A 16,685-nucleotide genomic window follows, 5' to 3' on the forward strand; every position below is an offset into this window, starting at 1 on the left:
AGGCATGTAGTCGGGTTACCGTTCGAGTGGCGTTGCGGGGTTTTTCCGTTTGACACGGGGCCGGGAGGTACCGTCACACTCCGCAGCGTCAAGCGTCACCGCAGTGCACCCCGGCGTCCGGCCGGGGGGCATTTCCAGCGTCGACCGGAGAGAAGAGCGAAGTTGTCCCCGACCAGCGAGACCGCAGACGGCGGCGGCCGCCGACTCGTCATCGTCGAGTCGCCTGCCAAGGCGAAGACGATCAAGGGCTACCTCGGCCCTGGCTACGTGGTCGAGGCCAGCGTCGGGCACATCCGCGACCTGCCCAACGGCGCCGCAGAGGTCCCGGCGAAGTACAAGGGCGAGCCCTGGGCCCGCCTCGGCGTGAATGTCGACGCCGACTTCCAGCCGATCTATGTCGTCAACAGTGACAAGAAGGACCAGGTCAAGAAGCTCAAGGAGCTGCTGGCCGAGTCCGACGAGCTCTATCTCGCCACAGATGAGGACCGGGAGGGCGAGGCCATCGCCTGGCACCTCCAGGAGATTCTCAAGCCCAAGGTCCCCGTCCACCGGATGGTCTTCCACGAGATCACCAAGGACGCGATCCGCGAGGCCGTCGCCAACCCGCGCGACCTGAACCAGAAGCTGGTCGACGCCCAGGAGACCCGCCGTATCCTTGACCGCCTCTACGGCTACGAGGTCTCGCCGGTCCTGTGGAAGAAGGTCATGCCCCGGCTGTCGGCCGGCCGGGTGCAGTCCGTCGCGACCCGTCTCGTCGTCGAGCGGGAGCGCGAGCGCATCGCGTTCCGCTCCGCCGAGTACTGGGACCTGACCGGCACTTTCGCCACCGGCCGGGCCGGCGACGCCAGCGACCCGTCGGTGCTGACCGCCCGACTGAACTCCGTCGACGGCCGCCGTATCGCGCAGGGCCGTGACTTCGGTCCCAACGGGCAGCTCAAGAACGACGTCCTCCATCTGGACGAGGCGAACGCCCGCGCGCTCGCCGCCGCCCTGGAGAACACCGACTTCGCGGTGCGCTCGGTCGAGTCCAAGCCCTACCGCCGCTCGCCGTACGCGCCGTTCCGTACGACCACCCTCCAGCAGGAGGCAAGCCGCAAGCTCGGCTTCGGTGCCAAGTCCACGATGCAGGTGGCGCAGAAGCTGTACGAGAACGGCTTCATCACCTATATGCGTACGGACTCCACCACGCTCTCGGACACCGCGGTCGCCGCGGCCCGGGCGCAGGTGACGCATCTGTACGGCGCGAACTACCTGCCGGACAAGCCGCGTACCTACGCCGGCAAGGTCAAGAACGCCCAGGAGGCACACGAGGCGATCCGCCCCTCCGGCGACCGCTTCCGCACCCCGGCCGAGACCGGTCTGACCGGCGACCAGTTCAAGCTCTACGAACTGATCTGGAAGCGGACCGTCGCCTCCCAGATGAAGGACGCGACCGGCAACTCCGTCACCGTCAAGATCGGTGGCCGTGCCGCCGACGGCCGGGACGCCGAGTTCAGCGCGTCCGGCAAGACCATCACCTTCCACGGCTTCCTCAAGGCCTATGTGGAGGGCGCCGACGACCCCAACGCGGAGCTCGACGACCGCGAGCGCCGGCTGCCGCAGGTCGCCGAGGGCGACGCGCTGGCCGCGCAGGAGATCACCGCCGACGGGCACGCCACCAAGCCGCCCGCCCGCTACACCGAGGCCACGCTGGTCAAGGAGCTGGAAGAGCGCGAGATCGGCCGCCCGTCGACCTACGCGTCGATCATCGGCACGATCCTCGACCGCGGCTACGTCTTCAAGAAGGGCACCGCGCTCGTCCCGTCCTTCCTCTCCTTCGCGGTGGTCAACCTCCTGGAGAAGCACTTCGGCCGGCTGGTCGACTACGACTTCACCGCCCGGATGGAGGACGACCTCGACCGCATCGCACGCGGTGAGGCGCAGTCCGTGCCGTGGCTGCGGCGCTTCTACTACGGCGAGGGCCACGGCGAGGGCGGTGCCGCGGACGCCGGCAACGGAGACGGCGACCACCTCGGCGGTCTGAAGGAGCTGGTCGAGGACCTGGGCGCAATCGACGCCCGGGAGATCTCGTCCTTCCCGGTCAGCGACGACATCAAGCTGCGGGTGGGCCGCTACGGCCCGTACGTCGAGCGCGGGGAGAAGGACGCCGAGGGCCATCAGCGCGCCGACGTCCCCGACGACCTGGCGCCCGACGAGCTGACCGTGGAGTACGCGGAGGAGCTGCTCGCCAAGCCGAGCGGTGACTTCGAGCTGGGCATGGACCCGGACAGCGGCCATCAGATCGTCGCCAAGGACGGCCGCTACGGCCCGTACGTCACCGAGATCCTGCCCGAGGGCACCCCGAAGACCGGCAAGAACGCGGTCAAGCCGCGCACCGCCTCGCTCTTCAAGTCGATGTCCCTGGACACCGTGACCCTGGCGGACGCGCTCAAGCTGATGTCGCTGCCGCGCGTCGTCGGCAAGGACCCCGAGGGCGTGGAGATCACCGCGCAGAACGGCCGCTACGGCCCGTACCTCAAGAAGGGCACCGACTCGCGCTCCCTGGAGAGCGAGGACCAGCTCTTCACGATCACGACCGACGAAGCGCTGGCGATCTACGCACAGCCCAAGCAGCGCGGACGGGCCGCCGCCAAGCCGCCGCTGAAGGAGCTGGGCACGGACCCGGTGAGCGGCAAGCCGGTGGTGGTCAAGGACGGCCGGTTCGGTGCGTATGTCACCGATGGCGAGACCAACGCGACGCTGCGGCGGGACGACGACGTCGAGACGGTCACCGCCGAGCGGGGCTACGAGCTGCTGGCGGAGAAGCGCGCCAAGGGGCCGGCGAAGAAGACCGCGAAGAAGGCGGCCAAGAAGGCGCCGGCCAAGAAGACGGCCGCGAAGAAGACGGCCGCCAAGAAGACCGCGGCGAAGAAGACCACCACGGCGAAGAAGACGACCGCCAAGAAGGCCACCGCGAAGACCGCGGCGGCCAAGAAGACGGCGGCGCCGGCGGAGGACTGAGGCCTGCGCCCACACCGGCGGCGCCGGTAAAAGCGCAGGACACGGGCGGGCACAACGGATGCGTTCCGGTGTGCCCGCCCGTTTGTTCGGGTGGGCGCTCGACGGCGCGCACCGTCCCGCTAGGCTGGCGGGATGACGCGTGCCGAGCAGCCAACGGTCGTGACCCCCACTTCAGGCGCCCTAGCGGCGGATTCCCGCGAGCGCGCCGTGCGAGCCCTGCTCCGCTTCCCCCCACTGAAGCGACTGTGGAGCGCCCAATTTGTCGGGGGCATCGGCGATGCCCTGTCCATGCTTGTCCTCGTATTGCTCGCCCTTCAGGCGGCGCTCTACGTACCGCTGGGCGGCGAGCCCGCCTTCGGCGGTGGTTATCGGGGTGCAGCCCTCGCGGTCACCACGGTCTTCGCCGCCCGGATGCTGGCGACGTTGCTCTTCGGGGCCGTCCTGCTGGGGCCGCTGTCGGCGCTGACGGCGCCCTCGGGGCCGCTGGACCGGCGCTGGACGATGATCGGCGCGGATGTGCTGCGGCTCGCGCTGCTGGTCATCGCGCCCCTGTGGATCGACTGGACGCCGGACGACGCGCTGGCCTGGCTGCTGGTCACGGTCTTCGTCACCGGCGTGGCCGAACGGTTGTGGACCGTCGCGCGGGAGAGCGCCGCCCCCGGCCTGCTGCCCGAGCCGCCCCCTGAGGGCGCCTCCGTACGGCCCCTCCCCGACAACATGGACGCCCTGCGCCGCCTCTCGCTGCGCACCGGCTTCCTCTCGCTGCCGATCGCGGCCGCCGCCCTGGTGGTCGTCACCCTCATCAGCAAGCTGCTGGGCACCGGCATCGACTGGTTCCAGCTCCACCAGGCCGCGCTCGGCTCGTATGTCGCCGCCGGCCTGTTCGCCGCCTCCGTATCGATCCTCTACTTCATCGAGCTCCCCGGGGTGCAGACGCCGCGGCCGCGCTCCCCTCTGGAGGGGCTGCGCCGCCCGAAGACCACCGGAGCGAAAGCCGGACAGCCGGGACAGGGCGAGAAGCCGGAGAACGGCACGGCCCGGCCCGGCGCCGACAAGGGCCGTACCGGCGCACTCCCGCTGCTGGTGACGGCCTGCGCCGCGGTGGCCGCCGCGATCGCCGCGGCCGTCGCGCTCGCCGTCCTGCACGGCTACGACCTGGCCGGCGGCCCGGCCGCCTTCGCCCTGCTGGTGCTGGCGCTGACCGGCGGCACGGCCGTCGGCATCCGTTGCGCCCAGCGGGTGCTGCCCGCGCTCTCCCGGCGCCGGCTGCTCGCCCTCGCGGTGGCCGCCACCGGAGTCGGGCTGCTGGCCATGGGGCTGGTCCCGGACCCGACGACGGTGCTGGTGCTCGCGCTGCTGTCCGGCATCAGCGCCGGTATCGCCGCCAATACGGGGCATGTGCTGCTGGAGCAGGAGTCCGAGGAGTCCCGCACCGCCCGTACGACCGAGCATCTGCACGCCGTCGTACGGCTGTCGGTCGCGCTGGCCGCCATCGTCGCGCCGCTGCTCGCGGCCGTCATCGGCCCGCACGACCTCGGCAGCGGCACCTTCGACTTCGCCTACGGCGGCGCCGCCTACACCCTGATGCTGGTCGGCGCGCTGCTGCTGCCGGTCGCCGCGCTGGTGCTGGGCAAGGTCGACGACCGGCAGGGCGTACCGCTGCGGCGTGATCTGCGCGAGGCGCTGCGCGGCGGCGACCCGGCCCAGGCACCCGCCGCCACCGGCTTCTTCATCGCCCTGGAAGGCGGCGACGGCGCCGGGAAGTCCACCCAGGTCGAAGCGCTCGCGGAGTGGATCCGCGGCAAGGGCCATGAGGTCGTGGTGACCCGTGAGCCGGGTGCCACCGCCATCGGCAAGCGACTGCGCTCGATCATCCTCGACGTCTCGACGTCCGGGCTCTCGGACCGTGCGGAGGCGCTGATGTTCGCCGCCGACCGGGCCGAACACGTCGACAGCGTCATCCGCCCCGCCCTGGAGCGCGGCGCGGTCGTCATCACCGACCGGTACATCGATTCCTCGGTCGCCTACCAGGGCGCCGGGCGCAACCTCGCGCCCACGGAGATCGCCCGGATCTCCCGTTGGGCCACCGACGGCCTCGTCCCCCATCTGACGGTGCTGCTCGACATCTCCCCGGAGACCGCACGGGAACGCTTCACCGAGGCGCCCGACCGGCTGGAGTCCGAGCCCGCCGAGTTCCACCAGCGGGTCCGGTCCGGTTTCCTGACACTGGCCGCCGCCGACCCCGCGCGCTATCTGGTCGTCGACGCCGGGCAGGAGCCCGCGGCCGTCACCACCGTCGTACGGCACCGCCTCGACCAGGTGCTCCCGCTGTCCGAGGCCGAGATCAAGGCGCAGGCCGACGCCCGTAAGGCCGCCGAGGAAGAGGCCCGCCGCAAGGCCGAGGAGGAGGCCGCGCGCAAGGCGGAGGAGGAGCGCCTGGAGCGCGAGCGCCAGGAGCAGCTCGCCAAGCTGCGTGCCGAGGAAGAGGAGCGCAAGCGCCGCGAGGCCGAGGAGGCCAGGGCACGAGAGGAGGCCCGCCAGGCGGAGGAGGCCCGCAAGCGCGCCGAGGAGGCCCGTCAGGCCGCCGAGGCGGAGCGGCAGCGGCGCGAGGCCGAGGAGCGGGCCCGCGAGGCCGAGCAGGAGCGGCTGCGCAAGCAGCACGAGGAGGAGGCGCGGCTGCGCAAGGAGGCCGAGGAGCGCCGCCTGGAGAAGCAGCGCAAGGCCGAAACGGCCCTGCTGCGCGCCGAGGAGGCCCGGGTGGCGGCAGCCGAAGCGGCGGCCGCGGCGGAGGCCAAGGCGGCTGCCGAGGCCGAGGAAGCGGCCGAGGCGCCCACTGCGGAGACGTACGTCGCGGATCTGCGGAAGCGGCTGGGAGAGGACACGCCCGACGCCTCCGCCCCGTCCGGCCCCGCCCCGGACAGCGACCGTACGGAGTACCTGCCCCGGCCCGGTACGGGGGAGGGCGAGGTGCCCGGTGCGGTGGACGAGACGGCGGTGCTGCCTCCGGTACGGGACGCGCAGGACGCCTGGGACGGGCCTGGGGCCGGCTCCGACGCGGCGGAGACCGCCGTGCTGCCGCCCGTACGGGACGATGCCCCGGCCGACCGGGTGCCGCCGTGGATGTTCCGCAAGGAGGGACCGGAGGCCGCGAACGGTGCCACCGGCGCGGCGTCGGACCGGCCCACCGGCTCCGCCGCCGAGTCGCGTGTCGAGCGCACCCGCGAACTCCCGCAGATCGACCCGCTGACGGGCCGCCCCGTGGAGAACGCGCAGCGCAGCCGCCCGCGCCCCGAATGGGCGGAGGAGACCCCGCTGGACGATCTGCCGACGCTCGCCGACGAGCTGCTCGGCCCGCGCGCCGACGAGGAAGCGGACGAGGGCGCGGGTGACGACGGCCGCCGCGGCGGCCGGGGGCGGCGCGGCTAGGACGCGCTTTCCGGGTCACCCGGGTCACCCCGGGTCACCCCGGGTCACCCGGGGCGATACGGCGTGACCCGCCCCAGCCCGGCGGGAAGACCCCAACGACCGGCCGTGGCCGCAGCCCGACAGCTGCGGCCACGGCCGTTTCGCGGCGCCGGACGGCCCCCGTCCGGCCGCCCGGCGCCGGCTTCCGGATTCGTTTGTCAGTGGGTTGCACCACAATGGGTCAGGCGTGGAGCAATGCGTGGTCTGCGGCCGGGCGCACACGCACCCCGCACGGCACGACGGAACGGCACGGACAGGAACGGCGGACAGCGATGGCGGTATGGGACGACGTGGTCGGCCAGGACCGGTTGACGGCTCAGCTGGCCGCGGCCGCGCGCGATGCGGACGCCCTCGTGACCGCGGAGCACGCCGGAGAACGGCCACGGCCCGGTGAGCAGCCGGAGCCGCAGCCGTCCGCCGACCGCGGCAGCGCCTCCCAGATGACCCACGCCTGGCTGTTCACGGGCCCGCCGGGTTCCGGCCGCTCCACCGCGGCCCGCGCCTTCGCCGCCGCCCTCCAGTGCGTCAGCCCGGACCGCGCCCTCGGGGGTGCCCCCGGCTGCGGCTTCTGCGACGGCTGCCACACCAGCCTGGTCGGCACGCACGCCGACGTCGAGATCGTCCGTACGGACCTGCTGTCCATCGGCGTCAAGGAAACCCGCGACCTGGTCCGCCGGTCCTCCCTCTCCCCGGCCGGCGGCCGGTGGCAGGTGATCGTCCTGGAGGACGCCGACCGCCTCACCGAAGGCGCCGGAAATGTCCTCCTCAAGGCCGTCGAGGAGCCCGCTCCCCGTACGGTCTGGCTGCTGTGTGCGCCCTCCGTCGAGGACGTCCTGCCCACCATCCGCTCGCGCTGCCGCCATCTCTCCCTGCGTACGCCTCCGGTCGCCGCGGTCGCCGACGTCCTCGTCCGGCGCGACGGCATCGAGCCGGAGGCCGCCGACCGGGCCGCCCGCGCCACTCAGGGGCACATCGGCCGGGCCCGCCGGCTCGCCACGGACGAGCGTGCCCGCGCCCGTAGGGCGGCCGTGCTCAAACTCCCGCTCCGCACCGACGACATCGGCGGCTGCCTCAAGGCCGCCCAGGAGCTGATCGATGCCGCGGGGGAGGACGCCAAGCAGGTCGCCGAGGATGTCGACACCAAGGAGACCGAGGAGCTGCGCGCCGCGCTCGGCGCCGCCGCCGGCACCGGCGGACGCCTGCCGCGCGGCACGGCCGGCGCCATGAAGGAGCTCCAGGACAAGCAGAAGCGCCGCTCCACCCGTACCCAGCGCGACAGCCTCGACCTGGCCCTGGTCGACCTCACCAGCTTCTACCGCGACGTCCTCGCCCTCCAGATGGGCGCCTCGGTACCCCTCGCCAACGACGAGGTACGCGACAGCATCCACCGCATCGCCACCGCCTCGACCCCCGAACGCACTCTCCGCCGTATAGAAGCCGTGATCGCCTGCCGCGAGGCCCTGGACCGCAATGTGGCTCCCCTCCTCGCGGTCGAGGCGATGGCTGTCGCCCTCCGCGCCGGCTGACCACCACCCACCGCAGCACCCCGACCCCGCCGGTCACCCGGCCTCGCACGCAAGGAGGCGCACACGCAACGTCCCCATCCGGATACTCTCCGTCCGAACCCTCACGGCAACCGCCGCGGCAACCACCCCGGCGTCCGCCGCCCCACACCCGCCACCAGCCACATCGACACCCACCCCTGACACCCGCCACCGGACATCTGCCCCCGCCCCCACCCCGGGCCCGACCTCCCACCCGCCCCGCGCGCTCTCACCACCAGGGCCGGCCTCCTGCCCCGGCGGCAGCCACAGCCCAGCAAGCCCCACCGCCGACACCAGCACCGCCGGCACTCACCCCACCAGCACCCGCCCACCACCGCCGGCACTCGCCCCACCAACACCGCCCCCCGCCCCGCCACCCGCACTCCACCTTCCAGGGACCGACACCGCCTCCACTTTCCAGGGACCGAGACCAAGGACCGCCCATGGCCACCAGCCGTCTGCTCCGCACCTCCGCCGCTCTCCTCGCGGCCACCGCTCTGCTGATCTCCGGCTGCTCCTCGGGGAGTTCGTCCCCCGATGCCGAGGCGTCCCCCGGCCCCACAACGGAAGCCGGTGCCCAGCGCCCCGCCGCCGACGCCACCCTCGCGCCGCTCCCGTCCTCCACCCCGGCCGCCCTCCGGCCGTACTACGACCAGAAGCTGAGCTGGCGCTCCTGTGGGAGCGGCTTCGAATGCACGGCGATGAAGGCGCCCCTGGACTACGCCGACCCCGGTGCGGGCGACATCAAGCTCGCGGTGGCCCGCAAGAAGGCCACCGGCCCCGGCAGCCGGATCGGCTCCCTCCTGGTCAATCCGGGCGGCCCCGGCGCGTCGGCGATCGACTACCTCCAGCAGTACGCGCCCCAGCCCGCCGCGGTCCGGGCGCGTTACGACATGGCGGCGATGGACCCGCGCGGCGTGGCGCGCAGCGCGCCGGTCAAGTGCCTCGGCAACAAACAGATGGACCGCTACACCCAGACCGACCAGACCCCGGACACCCCGGCCGAGGTCAACAAGCTCATCAACGCCTACCGCACCTTCGCCAAGGACTGCCAGGACCGCTCCGGCAAGGTGCTCTCGCACGTCTCCACGATCGAAGCCGCCCGCGACATGGACGTACTGCGCGCCGCCCTGGGCGACAAGAAGCTCCACTACGTCGGCGCTTCCTACGGCACCCTCCTCGGCGCGACCTACGCCGGCCTCTATCCCTCCCGCGTCGGCCGCATGGTCCTGGACGGCGCGATGAACCCGGCGCTCGACTCCCGCAGGACCAACATCGACCAGACCACCGGCTTCAACACCGCCTTCACGGCGTTCGCCGCGGACTGCATCAAGCACAAGAACTGCCCCCTCGGCACCAAGAGCACCGAGGACGCAGGCAACCAGCTCTCCGCCCTGTTCAAGAAGCTGGACGCCCACCCGGCGGCAACGGGCGAGGAGCGCAAGCTCACCGAGTCCCTGGCCACCACGGGCGTCATCGCCGCCATGTACGACGAGCGCGCCTGGCCCCTCCTGCGCGATTACCTCGCCCAGGCCAAGGCAGGCAACGGCCGCGGGCTGCTCACCCTCTCCGACAGCTATTACGAGCGCGAGCCGAACGGCTCCTACGCCAACCAGATGTACGCCAACCCCGCCGTCAACTGCCTCGACCTCGCGTCCGCCTTCACCACCCCCGACCAGGTCCGCGCCGCCTTGCCCAGCTTCCGCAAGGCCTCCCCGGTCTTCGGCACAAACTTCGCCTGGGCCGCTCTGAACTGCGCATACTGGCCGGTCAAGCCCACCGGCACACCCCACCGCATCGAGGCCAAGGGCGCCGCCCCGATCCTCGTCGTCGGCACCACCCGCGACCCGGCCACCCCCTACAGCTGGGCCAAGGCCCTCGCCTCCCAGCTCTCCAGCGCCACCCTGCTCACCTACGAGGGTGACGGCCACACCGCCTACGGCCGCGGCAGCGACTGCATCGACACCGCGATCAACAACTACCTCCTCAACGGCACCGTCCCCCCGAAGAACAAGCACTGCAAGTGACCCGCCTCACACCCTTTCACCCCGCTCCCCGCCCTCCCCTGACCAGCTCCTAAACGGGTTACAGAGCACCCCTCTGTGATGTGTAGACTGGGCCGCGCACCACGCCGCCTTAGCTCAGTTGGCCAGAGCAACGCACTCGTAATGCGTAGGTCTCGGGTTCGAATCCCGAAGGCGGCTCTGTGGAAAGCCCAGGTCAGAGATCGCTGACCTGGGTTTTTTGTTGGGTGCGTCCAGCCGTACGGGAGTGGCCGGTGTGAGGCCACCGGCGGTCGGTGGGTGGCCGTAGCGGTCAGGCACGCGGTCGTTCAGGCCTGCTCGGGCGTGAGGTGGACCGTCGCCAGGGCGCCGCCGGCGGCGGGGTTTTCGTAGGTGACCTTGGTGTTCAGTACCCGGGCCTGGCCGGTGACGATGGTGAGGCCCAGGCCGATGCCGGCGCCGCGTTCGCGGGCGCCGGTGCGGAAGCGCTGGGGGCCGTGGGTGAGCAGTTCGGCGGGGAAGCCGGAGCCGTTGTCGTGTACGCGGACCGCTGCTCCGTCGACTTCCAGGGTCACCGGCGGGGCGCCGTGGAGTTGGGCGTTGGTGAGCAGGTTGGCGAGGATGCGCTCGACGCGGCGGGGGTCGGTCGAGACGGCCGTTTCGTTGTGGACCGTGACCTCGACGTCGCCGCCCGTCAGGGCGACTGCCCGGTGCGCCAGGGTGCTCGGGAGGATCTTCTCGTGTTGCGCCCGTTCGACTCCCGGCACATCCAGCCGGGCCACCTCCAGGACGTTCTCCACGAGAGTGCGCAGGGTGTCCACGCCCCCGCTGACCAGTTCGGCCGGGCGGCCGGGCGGCAGGAGTCCGACGGCGGTCACCAGGCCGGCGACGGGGGTGCGGAGCTCATGGGCGATATCGGCGGTGACCTGCCGTTCGGCCTCCAGGCGGGCGCTCAGCGCGTCGGCCATGGTGTTGACGGCGGCCCCGAGCCGGGCGATCTCGTCCTTGCCCTTGGGCCGGACCCGGTCGGTCAGATCGCCGTCCGCGATCCGCTGCGCGGTGTCGGCGGACGCGGTGATGCGCCGGCCCGCGCCGGCCGCCGCGACGACGCCCAGCACACAGCCGAGCGCGGTGACGGACGCACCGGAGCCGACCAGCACCCGGTCGAGATCGGCGAGGGCGCGGGCCTGCGGGGCGTAGGAGCGGCGGATGGCGAGGAGCTCGCGGCCGCTGCGGGTGGCGGCCCACAGCACCGGGGCGCCGGAACCGCCGGTGTTCTGGAGGCAGGTGGCCCGCACGGGGCGGTCGGTGACGGTCCTGCGGAGCGCGGCGGGCAGATCCGGTGGATTGACCAGGGCGCCGCTGTCGATTCCGGAGGAGTAGGCGCCGACCGCCGCCACCAGCCGGGCGTCGGCCGCACGGCCGGCGTTCTTGCGCTGGTCCTCGGCGGTGAGCTGGTGCACCAGCAGACCGATGAGGGTGGCGACGATCGCGGCCGTCACGGCGATGACCAGGGCGGTCTTGGTGCGCAGCCCCATGGTGGTCAGGGCGCGAGCTTGTAGCCGAAGCCGCGGACGGTCACGATCCGGCCGTGGCCGATCTTGGCGCGCAGCCGCTGCACATGGACGTCGACGACACGGGGGTCGCCGCCGCACGCGTAGTCCCATACGCGTTCCAGCAGCGTGGTCCGCGAGAGCACGATGCCGGGCTCGGCCGCGAATTCGAGCACCAACCTGCGCTCGGTGGGAGTGAGTTCGAGCAGCCGGCCGGCCCGGTGGATGTCCATGGACGCGGTGTCCACCGTGAGGTCGCCGAACTGCAGCAGCGTCGGTTCCTCCCGCGGGCCGGTCTCGGGGAAGTCCGCGGTGCGGCGCAGCGCCGCACGTATGCGGGCGACCAGCACCGGTACGTCGTACGGCTTGGTGAGGTAGTCGTCGGCGCCCGCTTCGAGGCCGAGGACGACATCCACCGGATCGGTGCGGGCGGACAGCATCAGCACGGGCAGCCGGCTCACCTCACGGATGCGGCGCACCACGCTGACCCCGTCGAGGCGCGGCAGCATGACGTCCAGGAGGGCGACATCGGGGGCGCGGTCGCGGAACTGTGCGAGCCCGGCGTGCCCGTCGGCGGCCGTGCGCACCTGGTATCCGTAGCGTTCCAGGGACAGTTGGGTGGCCTCACGCAGCAGGGGGTCGTCCTCCACGAGCAGCACATCGGTCATCGCTTGCGTTCCTAGGGCTCGGGGACGGGCAGCCGGACGTTGCGCAGCTCGGCTGCCTGGTCGGACGGGAGGTGGTGGGAGGACCGTACGACGGCACGGCTGTAGTACGAGACGTTCTCTTGGTGCTGTAGGCGGCTGAGTTCGACGGTGGCGGGGTATCCGTGCGCGGGGCAGTGGGGGATGCACCACATGCCGGTCACCCGCCCGGTGGCAACGGCTTTCGGCTTTCCCCAGGAGCGCCAGCTCAGCCGGGAGACCGAGGAGAACTCGGTGAGGGCGAAACCCGTGGGGCGGGTCAGCGGATGGCCCAGGGTGTCGGAGACATAGACCGGTCCGGAGACCTGGGTGGGGCTGGGCAGGGCGGGGCCCTCGACGTGGGGCTGTTCGGGGTTTCCGCACCCGGTGAGACCCACGGCCGTCAGCACCAGCGCGAGGCCGGTGGCCACGGCCGTGGGCTTGTTCATCGGGGGCTTCTCACATCAGCTGGTGGCGAGCGGGTGCTTGCCCTGGAGGTCCTCGGAATCGTACGCACCCGAGCCCCCGGCCAGCTTCAGGGTGAAGGAGGAGAAGACCTTCTTGCCGTTCACGGTCTTCGGGTCCGACAGCGTGAGGGTGCCCTTCAGCGGCTTGTCGAGGCAGGTCTCGAGGCACCAGTTGCCGGTGACATTACCGGTGGCGACCGCCTTCTTCGCGTCCCACTGCTTCCAGTTGAGGTCCCCGACCGAGGTGAACTCGGAGAGCACCAGGCTCTCGGGGCTGCGCTCGGCCTTGCCCTGGTCCGCGTTCTCCTCGCCGGCGTGGTTGATGACGTAGGGGGTGTTGTCGGTCTGGGCGACACCCGCGGTGTGGGCGTGAGCGGTGTGTGCCGGGGCGGTGGCGGCGTTCGCCCCGGTGGCGGTGGCGAAGGTGCCGAGGGCGGCGACACAGACCAGGCCCGCGCCTATGGCCGTCTTGTGGCGCCGGATCAGGCTCGTGCTGCGGTTCATGATCTCGCCCCGGTTCGTAGGGATCGGTCGACGCGTCAGAAGCTAGGAGCGACGCTTCTCGATGGCCTGTCAGCCATGTAACAGCCGTCCATCAGCGGCTGTTACGTGATCTACATACGGGCGGGAGGCCTCCCGGTCAGAGCGGTTTTCTCGCCGTCCCTGGTCACCGCGATGCCCTTGGGCACCTCGACCTTGAACCGGGCGTCACAGAGGGCGATTCCGGTGCAGCCGGCGTCGATGTCGAGAGTGTCGCCCTTGAGGGTCCAGGTCAGCCGCTCGCTGCCGGCGGCCGCGTCGAACCAGCGGGTGACCTTGATGTCCTTGCGGTCGGTGGCGACCAGGTCCGTGGCGACCTCGTGCGTCGTCAGCTTCAGGGAGGTGCCGGTGTACGGGAAACTCTTCGATTCCGGTGTCGCCTTCGTGGCGTCCACCGAGCAGCCGGTGAGGCCGAGGGCGGCGACGGCCGCCGCCGCGACGACGAGGGTGACGGGCCGCTTCGCGCCGGCGCCTGGAAACATCGGTTCCTCCACAGGTACGGATGGGTGCACTGGTAGGAGGATCCCGGGGCCGGGCGGGCGGCACATCTGCCGATCGGCAGATATCGGGTCAGCGGACGGCGGGCGCCGGCAGCAGGCATCTGACCCGCCACCCCTGCGCGTACGGGCCCGCCTCCAGCGCGCCGCCGAGGGCGCTGACCCGCTCGGCGAGGCCCGCGAGGCCGGTGCCGCCGCCCCGGCGGGTGCCGGCGGGCGACCCCGGCCCCGCGGTGTCGGCGACCAAGACCTCCACGGCCCGGTCGGCGGTCCGTCCCGCGAACACCTCGACCCGGCCGGCCTGCGGCGCATGCCGCCGTACGTTGGTCAGCGCCTCCAGCACCACCCGGTACGCGGTGTCCTCGGCCTCCCGTGAGAGGGCGCCGGCCACCTCGTCCTCCACGGACAGCGCGACCTCGGCGGTGGCCAAGGAGGAGAAATGGCCGAGGAGTTCGGGCAGATCGGCCAGACCGTGGAGCCGGGTGGGCGGCGGCTCGTCCCATGTGCGCCCGTCCGCCTCGCGCAGCGTCGCCACCGTCCGGTCCATGGAGTCCAGTGCCCGCAGCCCGGCCTGCTCGATCCGGTGCAGCAGCGCCCGGTGGTCCACGGGGCCGGGATCGTCGTCCAGCTGGGCCGCCTGTGCCTCCAGGACGATGCCGGTGACCTCGTGCGCCACGAAGTCATGCAGATCGCGGGCGACTTCGAGCCGCTGCTCGCGCCGGGCCAGCGCCACGGCATGTGCCCGGCGGGTGTCCAGCGCCCGCAGATAGAGCCCGACGCCTGCCGCACCCGCGGTGGGGAAGAAGGCCAGTGCGGCCATGAAGACCGCTTCCTTGAGCCCGAGGTGCGGGGCGTGCAGGGTGTGGCGCAGGGGCAGCAGGATCGCGGCCGTGCCGGTCAGGGCACCGGCGACGCCGGCCCGGGGGCCGGGCACATGGCGTACCACCCGCTCCAGGAGGACGAGCAGCGCGACCGTCTCGAACGGGAGCCAGAGGAGGGCCAGGCCGGCCTTCCCGAACGAGACGGAGTCCGCGGCGAGGGAGAGCAGCGCGACGCCGCCCGCCGCCCGGTCGAGGGAGATCCGGCGCATCGGCCAGGGCAGGACCGCTATGACCAGCGCCAGCGCCGCCAGGACCGCCGGCAGCCAGGCGCCGGGTGGCGAGATGGCGGCGGGAAGCAGCATCGCCGCGGCGGCCGTCCCGCCCCATCGGCGGCGTCTTCTCAGGGCACGTCTGTCGTCCACCATGGCGGCGAGGCTACGCACAGCCTGTACGGGAGACATACGGGGGCGGCGGAACGGGCCTTTGCCGCCGTGGCCGCCGGGTGGGGGCGGGTGGCTGCCCGGTGGCCCGATGGCCTGGCGACTGGCGACTGACGGATGCCCCGTGGACTGACGGACGGCTTGGTGGCCGGCGGCCCCGTCAACTCGGTGCCTGGCGGAGTCCGTCAGCCCGGTGTCCGGCGAAGTCCGTCAGCCCGTGGCCGGCCGAGCCCGTCAGCCCGGTGTCCGCCCGGTCGCGTACCCCAACTCCCAGGCCCGTACGGCGATCCCGACCCGGTTGCGGACCTGAAGCTTGCGCTGAATGCTGGCGACATGGGTCTTGACCGTGCCCGCGGAGATGAACAACTCGGCAGCGATATCGGCATTGGTCTTTCCCTCCGCGACCTTTCCGGCGATCTCCACCTCCCGCTCGGTCAGCACCGCATCGCGGTGGCGGGGGCGGCGGCCGGCCGTGGGGCCGGTGACATGCCGGAGCAGCCGGACCGTGATCGACGGGCTGATCAGGCTGTCGCCGGCCATTGCCGCCCGGACCGCCTCGACCAGCAGCGTCGGCCCCGAGCGCTTGAGCAGAAAGCCCGAGGCGCCGAAGCGCAGCGCGGGATAGACATATTCGTCGAGGTCGAAGGTCGTCACGATGACGATCCGGACCGGGGCGGCCGCCGCGGGGTCGGCCAGCCTGCGGGTCACCTCCAGGCCGTCCATGCGCGGCATCCGGATGTCCACCAACGCGACATCCGGCTTCAGGGTGCGTCCCAACTCCACCGCGTCCACACCGTTTGCCGCCTCGCCGACCACTTCCATGTCGGGCTGGCGCTCCACGATGCGGCGTATTCCCCGGCGGACCATCTCCTGATCGTCGGCGATCAGCAAGCGAATCGTCACGGGCAGGAATTCTGCCGTACGGCCGGGACGGAAACGAAGCGCGAACCCCCCTCGCGCGGCGCTCACTTGAGGCCGCTCGGCATCGCTCCCGTAGATCAGGCTTCTGCGGCAGCAAGAGCAGTGAGAGCAGTGAGAGCAGTGAGAGCAGTGAGAGCAGCGAGAGCAGCGAGAGCAGCGAGAGCAGCGAGAGCAGCGAGAGCGGCAGGACGGGCAGGACCGGCAGGACCGGCAGGATGCCGAGGTGGGTGCGGCCCGTGTCCGTGCGGCCAGTCCAGGGCACCAGTGAGCAGCCGGCGCCCGAGACCCACGCGGTGGAGCGTCGGATCGACGAAGAAGAGCGGGATCCAGCCGTCCGCCGGCTCCAGGCCGCTGCCGGTCAGCGGGGTGCAGCGGCGCACCGCGTAGGCGGCGCACGGCCTTGGAGGCGCACGGCGTAGGCGGGCACGGCGTACGCGGCGCCCACGATCCGCCCGTCGAGAGCTGCCACCCGTAATCCCTCCGGGTGGAAACGGGGGTCGAGCAGGGCCAGGGTGCGCAGGCGCCCCACGGCGCCTCGGCGATGGCGCGTGCCCGGACGGAGGGCCGTCCGGGGGACCCGGGCCCCGCCCGCCCGATTGCCCTCCGCACCCCGGCTGACCTGGGAAAAGGAGACCGGCGGGGTGGGGTGGCGGACAGCGGACGCGGGGATGCTCGCGTGGCGGGTGTCCAGGGATGCGGGCATGTTGAGGAGAAAGCCGCATTCCTGGACGGAAGGAAGGGCCTCAGGGGG

Annotated in this window: 11 protein-coding genes and 1 tRNA gene; 5 read left to right on the top strand and 7 right to left on the bottom strand. The window is 72.2% G+C overall.

Going from position 1 to position 16,685, the window contains the following annotated elements:
- Window positions 1–162 precede the first annotated feature (162 nt).
- The 5 genes from topA to K7C20_RS20645 all read left to right on the top strand — a co-directional run bounded on the left by topA (window position 163) and on the right by K7C20_RS20645 (window position 10,213).
- Entirely contained in the window at window positions 163–3,000 is a 2,838-nt protein-coding gene (topA, locus tag K7C20_RS20625) for a type I DNA topoisomerase (protein WP_053208609.1), read from the top strand.
- A 132-nt stretch (window positions 3,001–3,132) separates the two neighbouring features.
- A complete protein-coding gene (gene tmk, locus K7C20_RS20630; protein ID WP_053208610.1) occupies window positions 3,133–6,426 on the top strand; it encodes a dTMP kinase in 3,294 nt (1,097 codons plus the stop codon).
- Between the two features lie 311 nt (window positions 6,427–6,737).
- Complete coding sequence (locus K7C20_RS20635; RefSeq protein WP_053208611.1) at window positions 6,738–7,991, top strand: DNA polymerase III subunit delta'; 1,254 nt, start codon at window positions 6,738–6,740, stop codon at window positions 7,989–7,991.
- A 461-nt stretch (window positions 7,992–8,452) separates the two neighbouring features.
- Complete coding sequence (locus K7C20_RS20640; protein ID WP_030077047.1) at window positions 8,453–10,036, top strand: alpha/beta hydrolase; 1,584 nt, start codon at window positions 8,453–8,455, stop codon at window positions 10,034–10,036.
- Between the two features lie 103 nt (window positions 10,037–10,139).
- Window positions 10,140–10,213 (top strand) — tRNA-Thr (locus tag K7C20_RS20645).
- A gap of 128 nt (window positions 10,214–10,341) precedes the next feature.
- Here K7C20_RS20645 and K7C20_RS20650 read toward each other — a convergent pair.
- The 7 genes from K7C20_RS20650 to K7C20_RS20680 form a co-directional block, all read right to left on the bottom strand.
- Window positions 10,342–11,550, bottom strand: a complete 1,209-nt coding sequence (locus tag K7C20_RS20650; protein ID WP_053209510.1) for a sensor histidine kinase — start codon at window positions 11,548–11,550, stop codon at window positions 10,342–10,344.
- 5 nt (window positions 11,551–11,555) lie between these two features.
- Entirely contained in the window at window positions 11,556–12,233 is a 678-nt protein-coding gene (gene cseB, locus K7C20_RS20655; RefSeq protein WP_030077049.1) for a two-component system response regulator CseB, read from the bottom strand.
- Window positions 12,234–12,244: 11 nt separating this feature from the next.
- Window positions 12,245–12,697, bottom strand: a complete 453-nt coding sequence (locus K7C20_RS20660; RefSeq protein ID WP_030077051.1) for a hypothetical protein — start codon at window positions 12,695–12,697, stop codon at window positions 12,245–12,247.
- Window positions 12,698–12,712: 15 nt separating this feature from the next.
- Window positions 12,713–13,219: a hypothetical protein gene (locus tag K7C20_RS20665; protein WP_030077053.1), complete on the bottom strand. Its 507-nt coding sequence runs from the start codon at window positions 13,217–13,219 to the stop codon at window positions 12,713–12,715.
- Window positions 13,220–13,329: 110 nt separating this feature from the next.
- Window positions 13,330–13,737, bottom strand: coding sequence for a hypothetical protein (locus K7C20_RS20670; protein ID WP_030077055.1), 408 nt, complete (start codon window positions 13,735–13,737; stop codon window positions 13,330–13,332).
- A gap of 88 nt (window positions 13,738–13,825) precedes the next feature.
- Window positions 13,826–14,998, bottom strand: coding sequence for a sensor histidine kinase (locus K7C20_RS20675; protein WP_030077057.1), 1,173 nt, complete (start codon window positions 14,996–14,998; stop codon window positions 13,826–13,828).
- A 249-nt stretch (window positions 14,999–15,247) separates the two neighbouring features.
- Complete coding sequence (locus K7C20_RS20680; protein ID WP_030077059.1) at window positions 15,248–15,916, bottom strand: response regulator; 669 nt, start codon at window positions 15,914–15,916, stop codon at window positions 15,248–15,250.
- Window positions 15,917–16,685 lie beyond the last annotated feature (769 nt).

The sequence above is a fragment of the Streptomyces decoyicus genome, from assembly GCF_019880305.1.
In the GTDB taxonomy this organism is placed as follows: Bacteria; Actinomycetota; Actinomycetes; order Streptomycetales; family Streptomycetaceae; genus Streptomyces; species Streptomyces decoyicus.

Excerpts from the sequence above, each read along its gene's own strand:
- K7C20_RS20640 (WP_030077047.1), top strand. The coding sequence starts at position 8,453 with ATGGCCACCAGCCGTCTGCTCCGCACCTCCGCCGCTCTCCTCGCGGCC.
- K7C20_RS20650 (WP_053209510.1), bottom strand. The coding sequence starts at position 11,550 with ATGGGGCTGCGCACCAAGACCGCCCTGGTCATCGCCGTGACGGCCGCG.
- tmk (WP_053208610.1), top strand. The coding sequence starts at position 3,133 with ATGACGCGTGCCGAGCAGCCAACGGTCGTGACCCCCACTTCAGGCGCC.
- K7C20_RS20675 (WP_030077057.1), bottom strand. The coding sequence starts at position 14,998 with ATGGTGGACGACAGACGTGCCCTGAGAAGACGCCGCCGATGGGGCGGG.
- cseB (WP_030077049.1), bottom strand. The coding sequence starts at position 12,233 with ATGACCGATGTGCTGCTCGTGGAGGACGACCCCCTGCTGCGTGAGGCC.
- K7C20_RS20670 (WP_030077055.1), bottom strand. The coding sequence starts at position 13,737 with ATGTTTCCAGGCGCCGGCGCGAAGCGGCCCGTCACCCTCGTCGTCGCG.
- K7C20_RS20660 (WP_030077051.1), bottom strand. The coding sequence starts at position 12,697 with ATGAACAAGCCCACGGCCGTGGCCACCGGCCTCGCGCTGGTGCTGACG.
- K7C20_RS20635 (WP_053208611.1), top strand. The coding sequence starts at position 6,738 with ATGGCGGTATGGGACGACGTGGTCGGCCAGGACCGGTTGACGGCTCAG.
- K7C20_RS20665 (WP_030077053.1), bottom strand. The coding sequence starts at position 13,219 with ATGAACCGCAGCACGAGCCTGATCCGGCGCCACAAGACGGCCATAGGC.